This window comes from Pseudoalteromonas sp. A601, from assembly GCF_002165575.1.
Lineage (GTDB): Bacteria > Pseudomonadota > Gammaproteobacteria > Enterobacterales > Alteromonadaceae > Pseudoalteromonas.
Genome location: NZ_MXQF01000002.1, coordinates 38,500 through 59,580, shown reverse-complemented (window position 1 = coordinate 59,580; position 21,081 = coordinate 38,500). Strand labels below are relative to the sequence as shown.

General features: G+C 40.4%; 20 protein-coding genes. 13 read left to right on the top strand and 7 right to left on the bottom strand.

Features of this window, described 5'->3' with window-relative positions; all coding sequences use genetic code 11:
- Nucleotides 1-2: 2 nt before the first annotated feature.
- The 3 genes from B5G52_RS01820 to B5G52_RS01810 all read right to left on the bottom strand — a co-directional run bounded on the left by B5G52_RS01820 (nt 3) and on the right by B5G52_RS01810 (nt 3,236).
- The gene (locus tag B5G52_RS01820; protein WP_087530999.1) at nt 3-1,019 is read right to left on the bottom strand and encodes an aspartate carbamoyltransferase; all 1,017 of its coding nucleotides are present in this window, start codon (nt 1,017-1,019) and stop codon (nt 3-5) included.
- Nucleotides 1,020-1,100: 81 nt separating this feature from the next.
- On the bottom strand, nt 1,101-1,535 hold the full coding sequence (locus B5G52_RS01815; protein ID WP_087530998.1) for a CopD family protein: 435 nt from the start codon (nt 1,533-1,535) through the stop codon (nt 1,101-1,103).
- An 18-nt stretch (nt 1,536-1,553) separates the two neighbouring features.
- Nucleotides 1,554-3,236: a chloride channel protein gene (locus B5G52_RS01810; protein WP_087530997.1), complete on the bottom strand. Its 1,683-nt coding sequence runs from the start codon at nt 3,234-3,236 to the stop codon at nt 1,554-1,556.
- 134 nt (nt 3,237-3,370) lie between these two features.
- On the opposite strand from B5G52_RS01810, the gene B5G52_RS01805 reads away from it, so the two are divergent.
- The 5 genes from B5G52_RS01805 to B5G52_RS01785 all read left to right on the top strand — a co-directional run bounded on the left by B5G52_RS01805 (nt 3,371) and on the right by B5G52_RS01785 (nt 10,014).
- A complete protein-coding gene (locus tag B5G52_RS01805) occupies nt 3,371-4,483 on the top strand; it encodes a DKNYY domain-containing protein (RefSeq protein ID WP_087530996.1) in 1,113 nt (370 codons plus the stop codon).
- 134 nt (nt 4,484-4,617) lie between these two features.
- A complete protein-coding gene (gene erpA, locus B5G52_RS01800; protein ID WP_054205543.1) occupies nt 4,618-4,956 on the top strand; it encodes an iron-sulfur cluster insertion protein ErpA in 339 nt (112 codons plus the stop codon).
- Between the two features lie 134 nt (nt 4,957-5,090).
- Nucleotides 5,091-6,182, top strand: coding sequence for an efflux RND transporter periplasmic adaptor subunit (locus B5G52_RS01795; RefSeq protein ID WP_087530995.1), 1,092 nt, complete (start codon nt 5,091-5,093; stop codon nt 6,180-6,182).
- 3 nt (nt 6,183-6,185) lie between these two features.
- On the top strand, nt 6,186-9,266 hold the full coding sequence (locus tag B5G52_RS01790) for an efflux RND transporter permease subunit (protein ID WP_087530994.1): 3,081 nt from the start codon (nt 6,186-6,188) through the stop codon (nt 9,264-9,266).
- Nucleotides 9,267-9,774: 508 nt separating this feature from the next.
- Nucleotides 9,775-10,014: a helix-turn-helix domain-containing protein gene (locus tag B5G52_RS01785; protein ID WP_058560149.1), complete on the top strand. Its 240-nt coding sequence runs from the start codon at nt 9,775-9,777 to the stop codon at nt 10,012-10,014.
- A 54-nt stretch (nt 10,015-10,068) separates the two neighbouring features.
- Here B5G52_RS01785 and B5G52_RS01780 read toward each other — a convergent pair whose 3' ends face one another.
- Genes B5G52_RS01780 through B5G52_RS01765 form a run of 4 tightly spaced genes read right to left on the bottom strand, consistent with a single transcriptional unit; the run spans nt 10,069 to nt 13,844 of the window.
- Nucleotides 10,069-11,454, bottom strand: coding sequence for an MFS transporter (locus B5G52_RS01780; RefSeq protein ID WP_087530993.1), 1,386 nt, complete (start codon nt 11,452-11,454; stop codon nt 10,069-10,071).
- 58 nt (nt 11,455-11,512) lie between these two features.
- The gene (locus tag B5G52_RS01775) at nt 11,513-12,133 is read right to left on the bottom strand and encodes a peptidylprolyl isomerase (RefSeq protein ID WP_087530992.1); all 621 of its coding nucleotides are present in this window, start codon (nt 12,131-12,133) and stop codon (nt 11,513-11,515) included.
- 2 nt (nt 12,134-12,135) lie between these two features.
- Nucleotides 12,136-12,693 carry a YajG family lipoprotein gene (locus tag B5G52_RS01770; RefSeq protein WP_087530991.1) on the bottom strand — a complete coding sequence of 186 codons (558 nt, stop codon included), beginning with the start codon at nt 12,691-12,693 and terminating at the stop codon, nt 12,136-12,138.
- Between the two features lie 2 nt (nt 12,694-12,695).
- Nucleotides 12,696-13,844: a methyltransferase gene (locus tag B5G52_RS01765; RefSeq protein WP_087530990.1), complete on the bottom strand. Its 1,149-nt coding sequence runs from the start codon at nt 13,842-13,844 to the stop codon at nt 12,696-12,698.
- A 43-nt stretch (nt 13,845-13,887) separates the two neighbouring features.
- Between B5G52_RS01765 and B5G52_RS01760 the strand changes: the two genes are divergently transcribed.
- The 8 genes from B5G52_RS01760 to nqrE all read left to right on the top strand — a co-directional run bounded on the left by B5G52_RS01760 (nt 13,888) and on the right by nqrE (nt 21,078).
- Nucleotides 13,888-14,487 carry an alpha-ketoglutarate-dependent dioxygenase AlkB gene (locus tag B5G52_RS01760; RefSeq protein WP_087530989.1) on the top strand — a complete coding sequence of 200 codons (600 nt, stop codon included), beginning with the start codon at nt 13,888-13,890 and terminating at the stop codon, nt 14,485-14,487.
- Between the two features lie 60 nt (nt 14,488-14,547).
- The gene (locus tag B5G52_RS01755; RefSeq protein WP_087530988.1) at nt 14,548-14,859 is read left to right on the top strand and encodes a BolA family transcriptional regulator; all 312 of its coding nucleotides are present in this window, start codon (nt 14,548-14,550) and stop codon (nt 14,857-14,859) included.
- 100 nt (nt 14,860-14,959) lie between these two features.
- On the top strand, nt 14,960-16,153 hold the full coding sequence (fabV, locus tag B5G52_RS01750; RefSeq protein ID WP_087530987.1) for an enoyl-ACP reductase FabV: 1,194 nt from the start codon (nt 14,960-14,962) through the stop codon (nt 16,151-16,153).
- Nucleotides 16,154-16,534: 381 nt separating this feature from the next.
- On the top strand, nt 16,535-17,878 hold the full coding sequence (locus tag B5G52_RS01745; RefSeq protein ID WP_087530986.1) for a Na(+)-translocating NADH-quinone reductase subunit A: 1,344 nt from the start codon (nt 16,535-16,537) through the stop codon (nt 17,876-17,878).
- 4 nt (nt 17,879-17,882) lie between these two features.
- Nucleotides 17,883-19,085, top strand: a complete 1,203-nt coding sequence (locus tag B5G52_RS01740) for an NADH:ubiquinone reductase (Na(+)-transporting) subunit B (RefSeq protein WP_087530985.1) — start codon at nt 17,883-17,885, stop codon at nt 19,083-19,085.
- A complete protein-coding gene (locus B5G52_RS01735) occupies nt 19,078-19,827 on the top strand; it encodes a Na(+)-translocating NADH-quinone reductase subunit C (RefSeq protein ID WP_087530984.1) in 750 nt (249 codons plus the stop codon). The genes B5G52_RS01740 and B5G52_RS01735 overlap by 8 nt, the downstream gene beginning before the upstream one ends.
- Nucleotides 19,827-20,459 carry an NADH:ubiquinone reductase (Na(+)-transporting) subunit D gene (locus B5G52_RS01730; protein WP_087530983.1) on the top strand — a complete coding sequence of 211 codons (633 nt, stop codon included), beginning with the start codon at nt 19,827-19,829 and terminating at the stop codon, nt 20,457-20,459. Before B5G52_RS01735 ends, B5G52_RS01730 begins: the two co-directional genes overlap by 1 nt.
- A gap of 10 nt (nt 20,460-20,469) precedes the next feature.
- On the top strand, nt 20,470-21,078 hold the full coding sequence (gene nqrE / locus B5G52_RS01725) for an NADH:ubiquinone reductase (Na(+)-transporting) subunit E (RefSeq protein WP_016708692.1): 609 nt from the start codon (nt 20,470-20,472) through the stop codon (nt 21,076-21,078).
- Nucleotides 21,079-21,081 lie beyond the last annotated feature (3 nt).

Below are 21,081 nucleotides of genomic sequence, written 5' to 3'. Positions count from 1 at the left end.
GTTTAGTCGTTACGTTTACGGCTAAACCAAGGTACTTCAACTTCATAGTTTTCTACTTTGTCAGCAACATCTAACGTTAATGCAAATAATGCCATGCGGATCAATACTCCGTTTTGTACTTGGCGGAAAATTGCTAGGTTGTCATTACTGTTTAAATCGTTATCTAGCTCATTGGCTTCTAAGCGGCTATCACGAGGTAATGGGTGCATAAGCACTGAGTTAGGCTTGCAGTGAGCGTTATAAATTGACTGACTAATGCGGAAACCTCCGCGGTATTTATTGGCTTCTTCTTGTGATGGGAAGCGCTCTTCTTGAATGCGAGTTTGGTAAACAATATCGGCAGCTAAATTGCCTTCCATTTTATCGACAATTTCGATTTTATGACCGGCATTATCAACAGCGTCTAAAATATAGCTCGGCATTTGCAAGCCATCAGGTGCGACCATTGAAAATTTTACGTCCTTATAATGACACAGCAATTTAGATAATGAATGAACGGTACGGCCATATTTTAAGTCACCCACTAAAGCTATATGCATGCCATCAATACCCTGCTGAAAGCGATTAAGCTCACGTTCGATGGTTAGTAGGTCAAGGAGGGCTTGAGTTGGGTGTTCATTTGGACCATCACCGCCGTTAATAACCGGAACTGAGCAACCGGTTGCAAACTCAGCCACAGAGCCGGCATCAGGATGACGCATAGCTACGGCGTCAGCATAAGCTGAAATCACACGGGCGGTATCGTAAAGTGATTCACCTTTTGCCAAAGCAGAGCTTTGCATTCCAGTGGTTTCACGTACTAGGCCGCCTAATAAATTAAAGGCAGTACCGAAGCTTACGCGGGTACGGGTACTTGGTTCAAAGAATAGGTTTGCTAAGATTGCGCCTTCTAACACATTGGTACGCTTTTGCTTTTTAGCGTATGGTTCCATTTTTTTGGCTACTGAAAAAATACGTTCAATACAGTCTCGGTTGAGCTGATTAACAGAAAGAATATTTTCACCTTCGAAACTTAACATTGGGGTTATCCTATTACATTGAAAAGGGGCGCGATCAACCATTAATGATGGACACGCAATCGCGCGATATTATATCAAATTTTACAAGCTTGGTTTAGTGATGGCTAAAAATACGATAGCAAGCAGCACTAAAACAGGGAGTTCATTGAAAATACGATAAAAACGATCACTGCGCTTATTACGGTCGTGTTTAAAGTCAGCCAATAACTTAAAGCAATATGCATGATAAAGGTACAAAATAATGACCAAAACTAACTTGTAATGTAACCACATGCTGTATTTAAACCACTCACGGCCGTATTCAACAATCATCAATACACCAAAAACGGCTGTTAATACGGCAAAGGGAGTAACAAATAGTAATAAACGGCGCTCCATTATCTTCAGCATCGAGCTACATGATTTTTCTTCGTTCATTGCGTGATAGACAAAAAGCCGAGGTAAGTAAAAAATGCCAGCAAACCAGGCTATCATAAAAAATACATGCAAGGCTTTGTAAACGAGTAAGGCGCTCATAATGTTCTCTTTAGTTTGTTACAGTAAGCTATTACGTATGGTGAGGATATGGCGGATCTGATCCCAACGCATAATTCCCATAATCTGTTGGTTGTCGAGTAAATTATATATATACACGGCGCCTGTGCGCTTATCTTTTAATATATCAAATGCATCAGCGAGTGTGGCTTGGCTGCTTACACCTTGTAAATTGATATAATTTATCGAGATATTTTGATCTGACATTAAACTCAAGTCATATTCAGCTAAACGATAACCATTTTCTTCATCATAAACAATTAACGGGGTTTGACTGTTAACTGCATCAAGGCTTGATTTAATTTGTTCTTTGTCATCAGAGTAGAGTAACTTAAAGTTCTCATCCATTTCATCCATCACCCCTACTTTTTGCAAGGCTTCAGTGGCAGGGGATACATGGTAGTTCAGTCCTTGAAAATCTAGCTGCTGTAAGAAAATAGAACGATTACCAAAAAACTGCAGCGCGGTGACATAAGCAGTTGAGATCACTAACATTGCGGGCACTATTATTTCTGGACTAGAGGTCAACTCCATAACGGTTGTAAGGGCTGCAAGTGGTGCGTGTAGTGTTGCAGCAAGTAATCCTGCCATGCCCAGTACACTGTAAGTGCCTGATATATCTATCCCAGGGCTAATAAACTGGGCGAAAAATGCCATTAATGTGCCCATCAATACACCTAACCCAATAACCGGGCCGATGATCCCACCAGGAATACCTAATCCAATTGCAAACAGCGTTGCAAACAACTTAGCTATTAAAATAGTGGTGAGCAATTGTACATCATCCGGAGATTCAACGGCTATGGCGATTGCGCTCATCCCTGAACCCATAGAATGGGGAACCATATAGGCAATTAGACCCGCGATTAACCCCGCTAAAAGTAGGCGTGGAAACATGCTTAGCGGTTTAAATGTTCGAATAATTAACATTAGATTTTGATTAAATGCAAATGCGACTGCGCCTAGTGTCATACCGAATAAAATTAAGAACGGATAGTGCCAGCCACTCAATGCCGTGACGGTTATTAGTTCAAGCTCAGAGGCGTCACCAAAAACGAATTGAGTCGCCAAGGCGCCAGTTGTAGCTGCAAGCATTATAGGTACGAAGATGTGAACTTTATATTCACGTAATACCACTTCCATAACAAAAATAACGGCGGCCAAAGGGGTGTTAAAAGATGCTGCAATACCTGCTGCAACACCACACCCACTTAGAGTACGCATGGCATTATGCGGGAGGTGGAGTTTATCTGCTAGCAAACTCGCGCCTGTTGCTCCCATATGCACTGATGGGCCTTCACGCCCCACTGAAAAGCCGCTTATTAAAGCCAGTGCCCCACCCACAAATTGGTTTACCGTATTATAAAGCGGCATTTGGCCGTAGTAATGTTTGATTCTGTGAATTACAAAAGGAATACCAAGGCGATAGTGTTTAAAACCTGTAAATGCGGCAAACAAGGCTATCAAAAAAGCGGCGCCAACCGGCATTAATAAACGTTCTAGGGGGGGCAGAGTGCTAAAATCATCAGGTGTTTCGAGAAATAACCCCTGAAAAAATAAAATAGTTAAACGAAATAGAATGATTAAAAACGCTGCAATTAATCCTGCGCATACGCCGAGTAAGCACAGTTGCACCGATGTTTTTGGCTTTGCCAAGCGACGCCTAAGCGTTTCAAGCCACATGCATTCTTCCTCGCCATTTATTTAACGAGAGTTTATCAAAATAGTAAGGTGAAGTCCTTGAGATTTTTACTGGTTTTTCACTTAATGCAAATTGATTTTGGGTATAGCTTAAGGTAGTTTGCAAAATCACCGAAATGGATATTCAAATTTGGAAAGACTCTATGCACACCGTAATGAGTATTATAACTACATTCGCGCTAATGGCTTGGCCACTAATAGTAATGATGTCGCCAATGATGCTAGCAGCTCCTGGTGCACAAGATAGTAAAACGGCTGTGTTAAGTGCTATGTTATTTTTGCTCTACCCCGTCGCTATCTTTATTTTACTGGGTTTGTTTGAAGTTAACTATTTAGGCTTTAATGGCTTTTTGTTAGCAAAAATTAGCGCGGTCGTTGTGTGTGTTATTTTTGTGGTTTTTGGCTATTCCAGTTTGTTTATTAATATGGTCAAAGGGGTGCCTAATAGTGGCTATGCAGTTGTGAATGACACTGTGTATTTTAGTGGTAACGAGCTCACAGAAGCAGACCCTGATAGTTTTACTACTTATGACCGACAAGATTATGAAAATGAACACTCAGCATCACTGTATGCCAGCGATAAACATAGCTTTTATTATTTTGGTAAGCGGGTAGGAAATGTTGATTCTCGCAATATAACAGGGCGATTAATTGGTCATACGTTGTATTGGTTTAATGACACGCAAGTGATTTTAAGAAATCAAATAATTGAAGCGGCAAATCCGCACACCTTTGCAAGTATTGATGAAAACTGGAGTTACTCAGAAACTGATGGTGAATATATCATTTATTATGGTGATGAAAGATTAAAACCTGCTGAGTTTGATTCTTTCAAAGTGCTTTTTAGGGCATACGCTAAAGATAAAAGTCACCTTTATTATGGTGCGGATATTATTGCCCCTGAGGCTGACTTAAAAACGTTCGAAATACTCACCACACACTATGAATTCGCACGTGATATAAATAATATTTACTATTTATCTGGCAGTGAAACCCACGCTGTTGAAGGGCTAGATCCTAACACTTTCAAAGAATTGAAACGCAGTTACATTAAAGATAAAAGCGCGGTCTATTACCATAGCTATAGTGATGGTGTACAACGTATCAGTGAAGCTGATGTCACAAGTTTTGTAGTCACAGATTATGATGAAACAACACATTCAGACGCGGGTGATAAAAACTATTACTATATGCGTGGCGAAATTGTCGCTGCAAAAACTGACTTTTAACAAATCCTCGCTAAGGTGAGGGATTCTACTGATGATAATCTATTTATAAAAGTAATCAGCAGTTGTTTACTATACTTGATTAAAACACTAGGGTATTAGATAATCGCGCCATTAGAGGAATTGAGGGGTTGGGTATGTCAGAAGAATTACCGATTAAATTTAGCGATGCTGCGGCTGTTCGTGTTAAACAATTAATTGATGAAGAAGAAAATCCAGAACTTAAACTACGTGTATATGTTACCGGTGGTGGGTGTTCTGGTTTCCAATATGGTTTTACTTTTGACGAAAAAGCTAACCCGGGCGATTTAGAAATCGTAAAAAATGGCGTAACTCTCGTAGTTGATCCTATGAGTATTCAATATTTAGTCGATGGTGTTGTTGACTACACTGAAGGCTTAGAAGGTGCTCGGTTCTTTGTCTCAAACCCTAACGCAACCACTACCTGCGGGTGTGGCGCTAGTTTTAGCGTTTAACAAATCATAAGAAAGCCGCTGTAGAGCGGCTTTTTTGTGTCTGCATTATTTTATATTGCTCTAAGACTCCCCCTTACCTATTATTAAACCAGTTTGCGCATCGATAAATTAATTTCTAATAAGGAAACACTGCGTTGAAAAAGCTCGCCAAGCAACTCGAACAAAAACCCTACATTTTAGCTTTATCTATTATCGTTTTTATTGTTATCTGGATGAGCTCAGGAAGCTCTCAGGCAAATGACGAAGAAACAATTAAAGCTGTGGAAAAGGTTGCCAAAGTACAAGTTGTTAAACTTGTTGCGCAGGATATTAAAAAAACATTGTCGTTTTATGGTAAATCACAACCGGATAAATTAGCCAAAGTGAGCGCCCGCCAAGCAGGTGAAGTTGAGAAAATCTATGTTGAAGAAGGTCAGTTTGTCGAGCAAGGTCAGCTAATCTTAGAATTGGATAAATCAGATTTGGCAGCGCAAATAGGCTCTGCAACAGCACTTTTAAAGCAATATACCGCAGAGTACGAAGGGGCGCTGTCACTACGTGATCAAGGGCTGCAAGATCGCGTGCAAACTATGCGCAGCGAAGCGATACTTGCACAAGGAAAGGCGCGGTTAGCTGGGCTCAAATTACAACTTCAGCGGACAGAAGTTCGTGCCCCATTTAGTGGCATAATTAATAAACGCGTTGTGCAAATAGGTGACTATGTTGGCATTGGTGACCCAATTTTAGAATTAGCGGATCTTGACCCATTAGTGGTAAGAGCAAATGCAACACAAAAAGAAATACTCGGTTTAGAAGTTGGTCAAGGCGTGCATGCCCATGTGTTAAATGATAAAACTTACCCTGGTAAAATTCGCTATATCGCCTCAGTCGCCGACGAAAGTACTAATACGTTTAGAGTTGAAGCTGCATTTTCAAACCCAAATATGACCTTTAAAGCCGGCTTTTCAACTCAGCTTGATATTGAATTGCAATCAGCACCGGCCATGTTACTTAGTCCTGCGTATATGGCGCTCGATGATGAGGGAAACATTGGCGTAAAAATCATTGATGATAAAAATAAAGTGGTATTTAAAAGTGTTGAACTCGCCAAATCGACAGCAGAAGGGGTTTGGCTTTGGGGGTTAGGTGAAACAGCAAATGTGATAACCCTTGGTCAAGGCTTTGTTCGAGAGGGCGATATTGTTGAGCCTGTATATATGAACGTAGACGATAAAGCTGGCGAGTAACCGATGAAGAACTTAATAGAAGCGTCGCTCAACCATACTCGTACAGTACTATCTATATTCATACTGTTATTAATTTCAGGCTGGGTGACGTATCAAAATATTCCTAAAGAAGCGAACCCTGATGTAACCATCCCGTTTATCTATGTGTCTATTATTCATGATGGTATTTCTCCAGAAGACGCGGAACGTTTATTGGTTCGGCCAATGGAGATTGAATTACGTTCTATTGAGGGCGTAAAAGAAATGACTGCGGTGGCCAGCGAAGGTCATGCGTCGGTAACATTAGAATTTATAGCCGGTATGGACCCCAAAGAGGCGCTTGCCGATGTGCGTGATAAAGTAAGCTTAGCCAAAGCTAAATTGCCTTCGGAATCAGAAGAGCCAGAAGTTCACGAAATTCTCATGGAAGATGAGCAACCTACAATTACTCTAACACTCTCTGGCGATTCACCAGAACGAGGTTTATTGACGCTTGCGCGAAACTTAAAAGATGAACTTGAAAGTATCTCGAGTGTATTAGAGGTTGATGTGGGAGGCGATCGTGAAGATATGGTCGAAATTGAAGTTGATCCACTTGCGATGATCTCCTATGGACTAGAACCAAACGATATTATTCAGTTGTTATCTAATAATAATCGTTTGGTTGCTGCGGGCACATTGGATACAGGTAAAGGGCGTTTTGCAGTAAAAATACCCTCAGTATTTGAGACTATTCAAGATGTAATGGAGCAACCAGTTAAAGTCGTTGGCGATAGAGTTGTTCGCTTTATGGATGTCGCGAAAATTCGTCGCGCATATAAAGATCCTAGCTCCATAGCACGCATCAATGGGCGCCAAGCTGTGTCGTTAGAAGTGAAAAAGCGTGCTGGTGAAAACATCATCGACACAGTCGCACAAGTCAAACAGGTCGTTACTCAAGCTCAAAAAATATGGCCAGATCATATTCGTGTTGATTACACCGGTGATATGTCAAAAGATGTTGAAATGATGCTTTCTGACTTACAAAATAATGTGTTATCAGCAGTTCTGTTGGTGGTTATTGTGATTGTGGCTGTACTGGGGGCGCGTACTGCATTCTTAGTTGGAATTGCGATACCTGGCTCTTTTTTAACGGGCATTTTAGTCATATCTCTATTTGGTCTAACTGTGAACATTGTGGTGTTATTCGCACTTATTATGGCGGTTGGTATGTTGGTTGATGGTGCCATCGTTGTTACTGAATTCGCTGATCGAGCTATGAGTGAAGGAAAGTCCCGCAAGCAAGCTTATAAAATAGCCGCAGAGCGTATGGCATGGCCTATTATCGCTTCAACGGCAACCACCTTAGCTGCCTTTGCACCGCTGATATTCTGGCCTGGCATGATGGGGGAGTTTATGAAGTACTTGCCAATTACATTAATCGCGACATTAACTGCCTCATTATTAATGGCTTTAGTGTTTGTGCCTACAATTGGTGGCTTAATAGGTAAAACACGACCATTAACGGCGCAGCAAAAAAGGGATTTAGCATTAGCTGAATCAGGCGACTTAACTCAATTGTCAGGGTTTTCTGGGCGCTATGTCCGATTACTTAATCGAGCGATAAATAGCCCTTGGTGGACATTGTTGGCGGCTATTGTGTTCTCTATCGCAGTGTTTTTTGCTTTTGGTGCTTCTAAGTTAGGTGTTGAGTTTTTCCCTGATGTTGAACCAAACGGCGTGAACATAAAAGTACGCTCTTACAGTGATCTGTCTATTTATGAAAAAGACGTGATTATGAAAGAGATCGAAACGCGTATTTTGGATGTGCAAGGTATTAAAACGCTCTATGCCCGTACAGGTGGTAAAGATCAGATTGGTACATTCAGAATGAGCCTAAAAGATTGGGATGAGCGTGCTCCTGCCGAAGACATTATTAGTCAGGTAAATGAGATCACCGCAAGCTTTGCTGGCGTTGAGATTGAACTGCGCAAAGATGAAAATGGCCCCGGTGGTGGTAAGGCGCTGAGTATTGAGTTAAGTTCGAAATTTCCTGAAGTGTTAAATCAACAAGCTAAAGTTATCCGTCAAGTAATTGAAAATGATGGGGCTTTTAGAAATGTTGACGACACCGCATCAAAGCCAGGCATTGAGTGGCAACTAAAGCTTAATCGTGCTGATGCTGCACGCTTTGGTGCCGATGCGGCGATGCTCGGGGCAAATGTACAATTGATCACAAATGGTTTAAAACTTGGTGAGTACCGCCCAGATGATGTAGATGATGAAATTGATATTCGAGTGCGTTTTCCTCATGATAAACGTGATTTAGGGCGTTTAGAAACATTACGTGTTAAAACAATTCATGGGCAAGTACCCATAACTCATTTTGTTGAGCGCAAGGCTGCACCAAAAGTAGATACTATTCGTCGGGTAGATGCCCATCGCGTAGTCACTATTAACGCTGATATGAAGGTTGGTGAACAGTTAGCAAAGGCATTACCAAGATTACAAATACAGTTAAAAGAGCAGGGATTAGATCCTAGGGTTAAAATAAAGGTACGCGGCGAAACTGAAGATCAAGATGAGTCTGAAGCTTTCTTAAAAAATGCATTTTTAGTTGCGTTGTTTGTTATGGGGATCATCCTGGTCACTCAATTTAATAGCTTTTATCAAGCATTTTTAATTCTCAGTGCTGTGTTATTTTCAACAGTTGGGGTCTTTCTTGGCTTATTTGTATTGCAGCAGCCATTTGGTATTGTAATGTCAGGCATTGGGGTGATTTCATTAGCAGGTATTGTTGTTAATAATAATATTGTATTAATAGATACTTATAATGTTTTACGTAAGCAGGGGCTGGCAATAGAAGATGCAATTTTAAGAACTGGAGCACAACGTTTAAGACCCGTGTTACTGACGACTGTTACGACGATTTTAGGATTAATGCCGATGGTGTTACAAATCAATATCGATTTATTTAATCGGACTATCGATTTTGGTGCGCCATCGACTCAGTGGTGGGTACAACTTGCTACAGCTGTTGCAGGAGGACTCTCATTTGCAACGGTACTGACGCTTGTTTTAACCCCATGTCTATTAATGCTACGTGAGCGAAAAAGTACTAATTAGCTCAAATTAAGTCACTCACTATTGATGAGTGACTTGGATCATTAGAACAAAAAAACCTAAAACTAAGGCTGAAAAGCTTAAAATGTATATAAAGCCTTTTTTACCTTGTTTAATTGGGACTCCATTTTTCTTAAGAAAAAAGTACCAAACTAAGCAAAGTATAATGGGTAATAAAAAAAGTAACCGGAACATATTTCTTTCTCTTCGCTTTATTTTTACATATTTACATCATAAACCACTAATTTTAAAAGTAAAAATAATTTGTCGTAAAATAGGTTCATTTACATAAATTATTTGATACATTAAAGAGGAACGAATAATCGAGTATTTACTTTATTGTTTGTTTTACAATAATTGAATGGGGATAAAAATACGAAGCTTGAAATGGAGTCGGCTCGTAATTTTTTATTTAGCAGTAGTAGTTATAGTATATAATGTATCCAAGAGTGAGACGGGCAAATTTCATTCTTAATTTAATTTTAAATCATCTAAGTAGGAGATGTTTTTTATGATGGGTAAAACAGTTTCTTCAGAAGAAAACTCAAAGTTGACCAAATGGCTTAAAGTTAAGCGCCATGAAAAGGGTCACACAATGCGCAGCCTTGCACAAGTTCTTGGTACGCCGCACTCTTTTATCGGTAAAATTGAAAACCAAGAGCGTCGTTTAGATGTGATTGAATTTTTACGCTATTGTGACGCGTTAGAAGTTGACCCATATGAAGGGTTAGGATTACTAAAAGAAGATTAATTATTAGTCTCTTTTATTAATTTTTCGGTGAGTGCAAGGAAGCGCTTTCACACTTTATTTATTATTGTTGTGATAGCTATTTTCAAGCTCATACAATTTATGCCTAATAAGATATAAAAACACTAACGACGGCAACACCATTAATGCTGTTAAAATAAAGAATAACGACCAGTTCCCGCCTAGCCAATCATCAATTACCACGCCACTGTAACTCGAAAGCAAAGTTCTACCTAAATTACCTAAAGATGCTAACAGTGCATAGTGCGTCGCACTAAAAGCACGGTCGCAGAGCATTGATATAAATGCCACCATAGCCACTAGAGACCATGCTTGAGTGAAACCATCAACAACAATAGCCATAGCATATAAATGCTCTTGGGGGCCTGCAACTGCAATCCATGAAAACATTAAATTTGATGCAGCCATTGCTACACCACTTATAAATAGGCCTTTAACTATGCCGTATTTATGGTTAAAAATACTGCCTAAAAAGGCAAACACAATGGTGATTAGCCCAGTGCCCAGTTTTGAATAATTGGCAATTTGGGTGTTTGAAAAACCGACCTCTTTATAAAACACAATAGACATACGGGCTAAAAAAGCTTCGCCAATTTTAAATAAGAATATAAAGGCAAGCAGTGCTAAAGCTGTTTTAACTCCGTTACGGGAAAAAAAGGTTCTAAAAGGGTCTATCACCGTCACGGCTAACCATGCCACTATCTTGGCTGATTGCGAATATTGATTGTTACTTGCAAGCTTTGCTTGGTAAATGCGCTCAAGTTCAGCATGGACTGCTTCACGGTTTGATTTAGGCTCTTTTGCCCAAAATACACAGCTCATCAGTAAGAGCATTAAAGCAGCTAAAAAGTAATAAACTTGTGGCCAATCAATGCTCGGAATATCCGCCATATAAAAGGGGATTGCGCCGAGTAATGCATAACCGCTCCACCAACCTGAAGTTGCCATTGCCGCAGCAGCTGTGGCTTTATGACTTTCGTTTTCCTCGAGTGTATCAATTCGGAACGCATCGATGGCAATATCTTGCGTGGCTGATGCGATAGCAATTAATAAGCATAATGCAGCAGCGATGGCTAAGTGGTCTGTTATATTAAGCCCTGCTAATAACAGTACACCAATTAAAATAAAGCTTTGGCAAAAGAGGATCCAGCTACGGCGCTGACCGAGCCAATTATATAATAGAGGGAGTTTGATGCGATCAATCAAGGGTGACCATAAAAAGTTAATACTATAAGCGCCAAAGACGATACCGAATAAGCCTATCATGCTGCGACTCAAACCTTCATCTTTTAGCCATGCAGACATTACAGAGCCAATTAATACCCATGGAAAACCGCTACTCATACCAAATATGAAAACGTTAATTAATCGCTTGTCTTTAAAGTAAGAAAAATATTCAGTAATAGATAAGTTGTTTTTCATAGCGCCTTCATTGGCTAAGAGGGATACAAGGGGCTTTAATTTGTCAGCCCCATTAATTTTATAAAGGGGTTGGCTCTAATACAGCCATATTTAAAATCACCACTGGGGTTTTGGGTACAAAGTCATAACCAATTTTATCGTTGAAACCGGTTTCTACTTGCATGATTTTATCTAGTGTTTCATAGCCGTCCATCACAGTACCAAAGACTGCAAAGCCCCATTCACGGCCAGGGTTTAAGTGGTCGTTATCATCCATATTAAAAAAGAATTGGCGCGTGCCTGAGTGAGGTTGTCTATCTTGGTAAGCCATTGCGATACTATACATATCGTTTTTAGAGCCGTTACCGCTCTCGTTAAAGATAGGGTCACCTTCGTAAACACCCTCATAGTCTTTATCGTAGCCACCACCTTGAATGACAAAGTCACGATCGTTTTCCATATCACGTTCTACACGATGAAATACAGTGCCTTTATAGCTGCCATCCATCACATAGGTCAAAAAGTTATTAACAGTGATAGGGGCTTTAGAGCGGTCCATTTCAATGACGATTTTCCCCATCGTCGTTGTAATTTCAACGCGTGGGAACATATTGTTCTTTTGTACAAAGCGGCCTTCTGTGGCGGCCATTAAGTTTTGGCTAATTAATAAAAATGCGCAGAATATAAAAAGACGTTTCATGTTTAACCTTCTAAAAATGCTAGTAATTCAGGATCTGATACCATGCGGGTAATTAATTGTTCAGTCAACTTATTCAGCTGACCTTCTATTTTTGCTCTGTCGTGACCAAGCGGGCCTTCAAGATTCGCATTACCGCGGTAAATTTTACTAAAGTTGCTTGAGCTTCGGATGACTCGCACCCCTAGCTCTATTTTAGCATTACTGATATGAGTCACCATTTGTTCGGTAACAACGGCTTGCAACGTATGTATGTCTACCTCAAAACGTGTGGTAGCTAGATTAGAAATACTGGCACCATTACGACTTAAAGCGCTATCTAAAATACTTTTAATTGATTCAGTTATGCCCTGGCTGGCAATGGTTTGTGTTTTATCTGATTTGATTAATTTAAGTGTTGCAGGATCGCCACGTAAATCAATAACACTGGTACTAAGGCTTTGGTTAATTGAACTAACTTTACCACTTTGGTAAACCGGATTTAAGATCAATTGATTGGGTTGGCTACTACTGCAGCCACCTAGGGCTAATAAAATACAACAAGGTAAAATGTAGTTTTTCATTGCTATAGCATTCCATTATTTTTAGTTGCGCTTAAAACGACGAACTTCTTATTTGAGCCAAGTAATTGGCAATTACCAAACATGCGCTTTAACTTGTCATGATAATCAAGATGACGATTGCCAATAATACGTAATTCGCCGCCATTTTTTAAGGTGTCTTTTGCTTGTTTAAACATTTGCCATGCAATATGGTCGGTCACAGCTTGTGCCTGATGAAAAGGCGGATTACATAAAACAATATCAGCACTTTCACGTTCAAACCCAGTTAAACAATCGTTTTCGATAAATGAACACTGTTCAAACTTATCTTCCATATTGAGTTCAACGTTTAGTCGTGAAGATTCGACTGCCATATAAGATTCATCAACAAAGGTGATTTCAGCATTAGGGCAGCGTGATAATGTCATTAATCCTACTACACCATTACCACAGCCTAAATCAATAATTCGCTTTGCTTTGCTCGATTGCGGTAAGTAATTAAAAAAGAACCGTGCACCAATGTCTAGCGAGTCACGTGAAAACACATTCGCGTGGTTGCTAATACTAAAGTCAGTGCCTTCAAGTGGCCAGTTTACTGGAAAGTCAGCCGCTTTATAGCCCCCTGTAGCTTGACTTATAATTAAGCGTGATTTTTTAACTGCTAAACTTGTTTTAGTTTCACCAATATAGTGTTCAAACGCTTTAATGGTCGAATTGTGAATATCTTTTGTTTTACCTGCGCCAATGACGGGAGTGCCCGGTGCAAGCACTTCGCTGAGCTCTGATAACTGATATTGCATAAACCCGAGAGTACGTGGCACCTTCATAAGCACTAAATCTACGTTTTCAGGTAGTGCAGATAAACTGTCCAGTTGACTGAAATTTGCTGTGGCAATTTTGTTTTCAGCTAAGTTATACGCAGCAGCTTGATGGCTAATATAAGAATCATTGACTGAACAAACTGTTAATCCTTGTTTACTAAAATAGCAAGATAAAGCCCCGAAGCTGTCATTAAAAATTAGCAATGAGCGACAATCAGGATAATGTTCAGTAACATAGTCAACAAGGTACTGATCAGCAGAGTCCCATGCTTGTAGGCTACGGTTTTTTTGATCTAGCGGAAAACGTTCAAGAGTAAAGGATGTATCGCCGAGCTGTGCTTGCGTGGTCATAATAGTTTAGTGATCAGTAATCAAATGATAGGTAAATTCTAACATGCAACGGCCAAACGCCAACCCCCAACAGTTACCAAATGGCTTTTCTTACCAAAGAACCGCCCTTAGTGCGCAAAAAAGCCTCGATTTGTTTTATCATTTACAGCAAAACTTGCCTTGGCAACAACCCATCACTACAGTGTATGGCCGAACAGGGGCTATTCCGCGGCTGCAATGTTTTATCAGTGATAATGACATTGAATATGGTTATTCGCAGAGTAAATTAATTGTCGAACCTTGGCCTGCTGTATTATTGGCTATGCGAAAACGGCTAGAGCAGCATTTACAGCAACCTTTTAACTCTCTATTGGTTAATTATTACCGCGATGGTAATGACACCATGGGCTGGCACAGCGATGATGAAATAGAGCTTGGCTCTGAGCCCACTATAGTGTGTATATCACTTGGCGCAGAGCGCGCATTAAAGTTAAAGCATAAAACCAGCCATAAAGTGAGTGAGGTAAAACTACACAGCGGTAGTTGTTTAGTGATGCATGGCCATAGTCAACGTGATTTTCAGCATGCTATAGCAAAGCAAACTACCTTGGCTCATCCGCGTATCAGTTTGACGTTTAGGTATATTTTACCAAAACCCAACTAGCCAATTTACAAGCTTAGTTGTTATAGTAGAGCAATAAATCTGTTTTAAAGTGATCGTTTTATGTCTATGCAGCAACAAATACAAAGTAAAATTGCCGATGCAATTGCTTGTAAACACCTTAATGTAGTTAACGAAAGCCATATGCACAGCCGTGGTGAAGATTCTCACTTTAAAGTTATTGTCGTCAGTGAAGAGTTTAGCGGCAAACGTTTATTACAACGTCACCGTCAAATTAACGAAGTTTTAAAAGATGAATTAGCTAATCATATTCATGCGTTGGCTATTCATACCTTTACCCCCGATGAGTTTAGCGAGCAAGAAGGCAATGTTGCTGATTCGCCAATGTGTTTGGGTGGCTCTAAATTAGATTAACGGCCAGGTCTGAGAGTATTGAATACTGATCAGACCTGTATTTTTACAATTAGCCTTTAAACTAGCGCTAATTTTTATTGAAATAGATATAGGATGATCAATGGTCATTAAGCCTAAAATTCGCGGATTCATCTGTACTAACGCCCATCCAGTTGGCTGTGCAGAGCACGTACAAGAACAAATTAACTATGTAAAACAACAAGGCGAGCTAAAAGATGCGCCTAAAAATGTACTAGTTATTGGTGCGTCTACAGGCTATGGCCTTGCATCGCGTATTACTGCCGCATTTGGTGGCGGTGCTAAGACTTTAGGTATTTTCTTTGAAAAAGAAGGCACTGAGCGTAAAACGGGTTCTGCAGGTTGGTATAACACGGCGGCATTTCAAAATGCAGCTGATGAAGCAGGCCTCTGGTCTAAAAATATCAATGGCGATGCGTTTTCTAACGAAATCAAGCAAAAAGCGATTGATACAATTAAAGCTGACTTAGGTAAAGTTGATTTAGTTATCTATAGCCTTGCATCTCCTCGTCGTACTGATCCAAATACTGGTGAAACTTACTCTTCTACACTTAAGCCGATTGGCGATGCTGTGACGACTAAAAATCTTAATACGTCAAAGCGTGAAATTGATGAAATAACAGTAGAAGCAGCAAGCCAAGACGATATCGACAACACCATTAAAGTGATGGGCGGTGAAGATTGGGAAATGTGGATTGATGCACTTAAAGAAGCCGACGTATTGGCTGATAACTTTAAAACCAGTGCTTACACCTATATTGGTAAAGAGCTAACGTGGCCAATTTACGGTCATGCCACAATTGGTAAAGCAAAAGAAGACTTAGACCGTGCAACTGTAGCAATTAAAGAATCTACTAAAGCACTTAACGGTGAAGCGTATGTATCTTCACTTAATGCGGTAGTTACGCAAGCAAGTTCTGCTATTCCAATTATGCCACTTTACATTTCTGCACTATTTAAAGTGATGAAAGCGGATGGCACCTATGAAGGCACGATTGAGCAAATTCATAGTTTATTTACCGAGAATTTATATGGTGATTCTCCACGCTTTGATGACGGTGGCCATTTATTCCAAAACTACAAAGAATTGGAAGATGATGTTCAAGCGCGTATTCAAACTGTGTGGGACAGCGTAACCACAGAAACAATTGATGAACTAACTGATTATGTGGGTTATCACAATGAGTTTTTGCGCTTGTTTGGTTTTGGTATCGACAGCGTTGATTACGAACAAGATGTAGAACCTGTTGCACACATTGCAAACATGATTGACTAATTCTGTTCGTTAATTGAAAAAGTCGCTACGGCGACTTTTTTATTGCCTGCAATATATTGTTTGAGTTATTTACGGATATTTTCTGTTTAACTTTCATCCTTACTCGCGGGCAATTACACTTTGGTCTATATTGAATTTTATTCAAATGTAGCTATTGAGCTAAATTACTGCTCCTGTCGTATAAATTTCATATTTACACTCGCATAGTGACCCTGATTGGTGTTAAAATTCGGGCAATATATGTGAGGAGTTTTACTGCGTTGCTTGCTTTGTATCTTAAACAGGCAGTTCTTTGATATCTTGAATTTGCTTGAATAGTCAAAAAGCGACGTGGTTGGTACGATTTTTCAGTTTCTTTCCGTTAATGTAGTGCAAGTGCGTATGATCAACATAAAAAAAGGTCTGGATTTACCCATAGAGGGCGCACCTCAGCAAGTTATTCATGATGGCTCAGCCGTCAAACGTGTAGCAGTGCTAGGTGAAGAGTTTATTGGTATGCGTCCAACCATGCATGTTCGTGTGGATGACCAAGTTAAAAAAGGCCAGGTACTTTTTGAAGACAAAAAGAACCCAGGTGTATTATTTACTGCCCCAGCTGCTGGTACAGTAAAAGAAATTAATCGTGGTGCAAAACGTGTGCTGCAATCTGTCGTTATTGAAGTAAATGGCAGTGAGCAAATCACCTTTGACTCTTTCAAGGCCGATGAGCTTTCAAGCTTAGACCGTGAAAAAGCCAAAGAAGTACTAATTCAGTCAGGTCAATGGACAGCACTTCGTGTTCGCCCATTCAGCAAGGTAGCGGCAGTGGATGCAAATCCTAGCTCTATTTTTGTGACGGCTATCGACACTAATCCATTAGCTGCAGATCCTGCGGTTATTATTGCCGAAAATGCGCAAGCATTCGAAGCAGGTTTAGCTGTGGTATCTCGTTTAACTGACGGTAAAGTATTTGTTTGTAAACAAGCAGGTAGCCAAGTACCTAGCTCATCAATCCCTCAAGTAGAAGTACATGAGTTTGGTGGCGTACATCCGGCTGGCCTTGTTGGCACACATATCCATCACTTAGACCCAGTATCTGCAAGTAAGCAAGTTTGGCATATTGGTTACCAAGACGTTATTGCGTTTGGTCACTTATTCCTTACTGGTGAAATCAGCACTGATCGTGTTATTTCTCTTGCCGGTCCACGTGTTAAAAACCCTCGTTTAGTGAAAACTCAACTAGGTGCTGCACTGGATGATTTAGTTGCGGGCGAATTAGAAGACGGTGATAACCGTGTAATTTCTGGTTCTGTTTTAGCAGGTGCTATTTCTGCAGGTCCTCAAGCATTCTTAGGTCGTTACCATGTTCAAGTATCAGTATTACTTGAAGGTCGCGAAAAAGAATTGTTTGGTTGGATCCGTCCAGGTAGCGATAAATTCTCAGTGACACGTACTTTCTTATCTCACCTTGCGCCAAGTCGTTTATTTAAAATGACAACGTCAACAGGTGGTTCAAAACGTGCCATGGTGCCAATTGGTAATTATGAGCGTGTTATGCCGTTAGATATTTTACCAACGCTTTTATTACGTGACTTAATCTCACGTGATTTAGATGGTGCTATCTCATTAGGCGCACTTGAACTTGATGAAGAAGATTTAGCGTTATGTACCTTCGTTTGTCCAGGTAAATACGAGTATGGTTCAATCCTACGCGATTGCTTGACTACGATCGAGAAGGAAGGCTAGAGAGATGGGTTTAAAGAAATTTCTAGAAGATATCGAGCCGCATTTTGAAGCCGGTGGTAAACATGAAAAGTGGTATGCCCTGTATGAAGCAGCAGCAACTATTTTTTATACACCAGGCTATGTAAATAAAGGCGCGACACACGTTCGTGACAACATCGACCTAAAACGTATGATGATTTTAGTGTGGATGGCGACGTTCCCTGCCATGTTTTTTGGTATGTTCAATATTGGTCATCAGGCCGCCGGTGCATTAGCACAAGGTTTTGAACTAGCAAACTCTTGGCAAGTTGGTTTGTTCCAGTTATTTGGTGGTGAATTAACCGCTAGCTCAGGCTGGGGCGCTAAAATGTTTTACGGGGCATGCTTCTTCTTACCAATCTACGCAGTAACCTTTGCTGTGGGTGGTTTTTGGGAAGTATTATTTGCTTCAGTGCGTAAGCATGAAGTTAACGAAGGTTTCTTCGTAACGTCAGTGTTATTCGCTTTGATCCTTCCAGCAACGATTCCTTTATGGCAAGTAGCGTTAGGTATCACGTTTGGTGTAGTAATCGCTAAAGAAATCTTTGGTGGTACTGGCCGTAACTTCTTAAACCCTGCATTAGCGGGCCGTGCATTTTTATTCTTTGCATACCCTGCACAAATTTCAGGTGACACAGTATGGACCGCAGTAGATTCATTCTCTGGTGCAACTATGCTAGGTCAAGCGTTTGTTGGTTCACTAGACTTTAGCAACATGGAGCTATGGTGGAATGCGTTTTATGGTTTCATTCAAGGTTCTGTAGGTGAAACATCTACACTTGCATTGTTAGTGGGTGGTTTATTCCTTATCTATGTTCGTATCGCTTCTTGGCGTATCGTGCTAGGTGTGTTTTTGGGTATGGTTGCAACTGCATTCTTATTAAATGCAATTGGTTCTGATACTAACCCAGTATTTGCAATGCCTTGGCATTGGCACTTAGTATTAGGTGGTTTTGCTTTTGGTATGTTCTTTATGGCGACAGACCCAGTGTCTGCTGCATTTACCGATAAAGCAAAATTCGCATACGGCGCACTAATTGGTGTGATGGTAGTAATGATCCGTGTAATCAATCCTGCATTCCCTGAGGGTATGATGCTAGCAATCTTATTTGCTAACTTATTTGCACCATTATTCGATCACTTTGTAGTGCAGGCTAATATCAAGCGGAGGTTGGCACGTAATGTCTAGTAATAACGAATCAATCGGCAAAACGCTAACCGTTGTTGTTGCACTATGTTTAGTGTGTGCAATCATCGTATCGTTTGCTTCAGTTCAGCTTCGCCCATTACAGCAAGCTAACAAAACGCAAGATATTCAGAAAAATATCTTAGCAGCAGCGGGTATCGATGCAGTTGAAAATATCTCTGATACGTTCAACTCTAAAATCGAAGCACGTGTAGTAGATATGAGTACAGGTGAGTTTGTTGAAACTGACCCTAACAGTTTTGACTTTGAGAAAAGTAAATTTGACCAAAAAATTAGTATTGCACTGAAAGAAAACGATATCAAAGATATCGCCGGTATTCAGCGTATGACTAAAGAGTCACCGGTTTACATCTCTAAAAAAGCAGATGGTTCTACAGACGCTATTATTTTACCAATCCAAGGTTATGGCCTTTGGGGTGTGATGTATGGTTTCTTAGCACTTGAAAGCGATGGCGAAACTGTTAAAGATATTAACTTTTATAAGCACAACGAAACACCTGGCTTGGGTGGAGAAATCCAAAACCCACAGTGGACTGCAAGTTGGAATGGTAAAGAGTTACCAATCAATATTGTAAAAAGTGGCGCTAAGAATGAGCATCAAATTGATGGCTTATCAGGTGCAACTTTAACGTCTAATGGTGTTGATCACGCAGTTGACTTTTGGACTGGCGAAAACGGCTTTGGTCCTTTCCTTGCGAGAGTACGTGAAGGAGCGTTGAAATAATGGCTGATACTAAAGAAATGAAGTCGGTCCTATTTGGTCCGGTACTGGCAAATAACCCAATCGCACTACAAGTACTTGGTATTTGTTCAGCGCTTGCGGTAACGTCTAGCTTAAAAAATGCGTTAATCATGTCAATCGCATTGACGTTGGTTACTGCTTTTTCAAGCTTCTTTATCTCAATTATTCGTAACCAGATCCCGTCATCTGTACGTATTATCGTGCAAATGACCATCATTGCGTCATTGGTAATCGTTGTTGACCAAGTATTACAAGCCTTCTCTTATGCTACGGCGAAAGAGTTGTCAGTATTTGTTGGTCTGATCATTACAAACTGTATCGTAATGGGTCGTGCAGAAGCGTATGCGATGAAGTCGCCACCGCTTATGTCATTCCTTGACGGTATCGGTAATGGTTTAGGTTATTCAGTAGTGTTACTAACTGTTGGCTTTATTCGTGAGCTATTTGGTAAAGGCTCATTATTTGGTGCTGAAATCATCCCGCTTGTGCAAGATGGTGGCTGGTATCAACCTATGGGTCTATTGATTTTACCACCTAGTGCTTTCTTCATCATTGGTTTATTCATTTGGGTACTTCGTACTTATAAGAAAGACCAAGTAGAAGCGAAAGGGTAAGGGGCAGACAATGGAACATTATATTAGTTTATTCGTAAAAGCGGTTTTCATTGAAAACTTAGCGCTAGCTTTCTTCCTAGGTATGTGTACTTTCCTTGCAGTATCAAAGAAAGTAACTACGTCTATCGGCCTAGGTGTTGCAGTTATCGTGGTATTGGGTATCTCAGTACCAGTTAACAACTTGGTTTATCATGCGGTTCTTGCACCTGGTGCACTTGAGTGGCTTGGCTACCCTGAAGCAGACCTTAGCTTCTTACGTTTCTTGACTTTCATCGGTGTTATTGCAGCACTGGTACAAATTCTTGAAATGGCATTAGATAAGTTCTTCCCTGCACTATATAACGCGTTAGGTATCTTCCTACCATTGATCACAGTTAACTGTGCAATCTTTGGTGCGGTATCTTTCATGGTAGAGCGTAACTATAACTTCGGCGAGTCTGTGGTTTATGGTATCGGTTCTGGTGTAGGTTGGGCGCTAGCAATTACATTACTTGCTGGTATTCGTGAAAAAATGAAATATTCAGACGTGCCAGACGGCCTACGTGGTTTAGGTATTACCTTCATCACAGTTGGTTTGATGGGTCTTGGCTTTATGTCATTCTCTGGTATTTCACTTTAATAG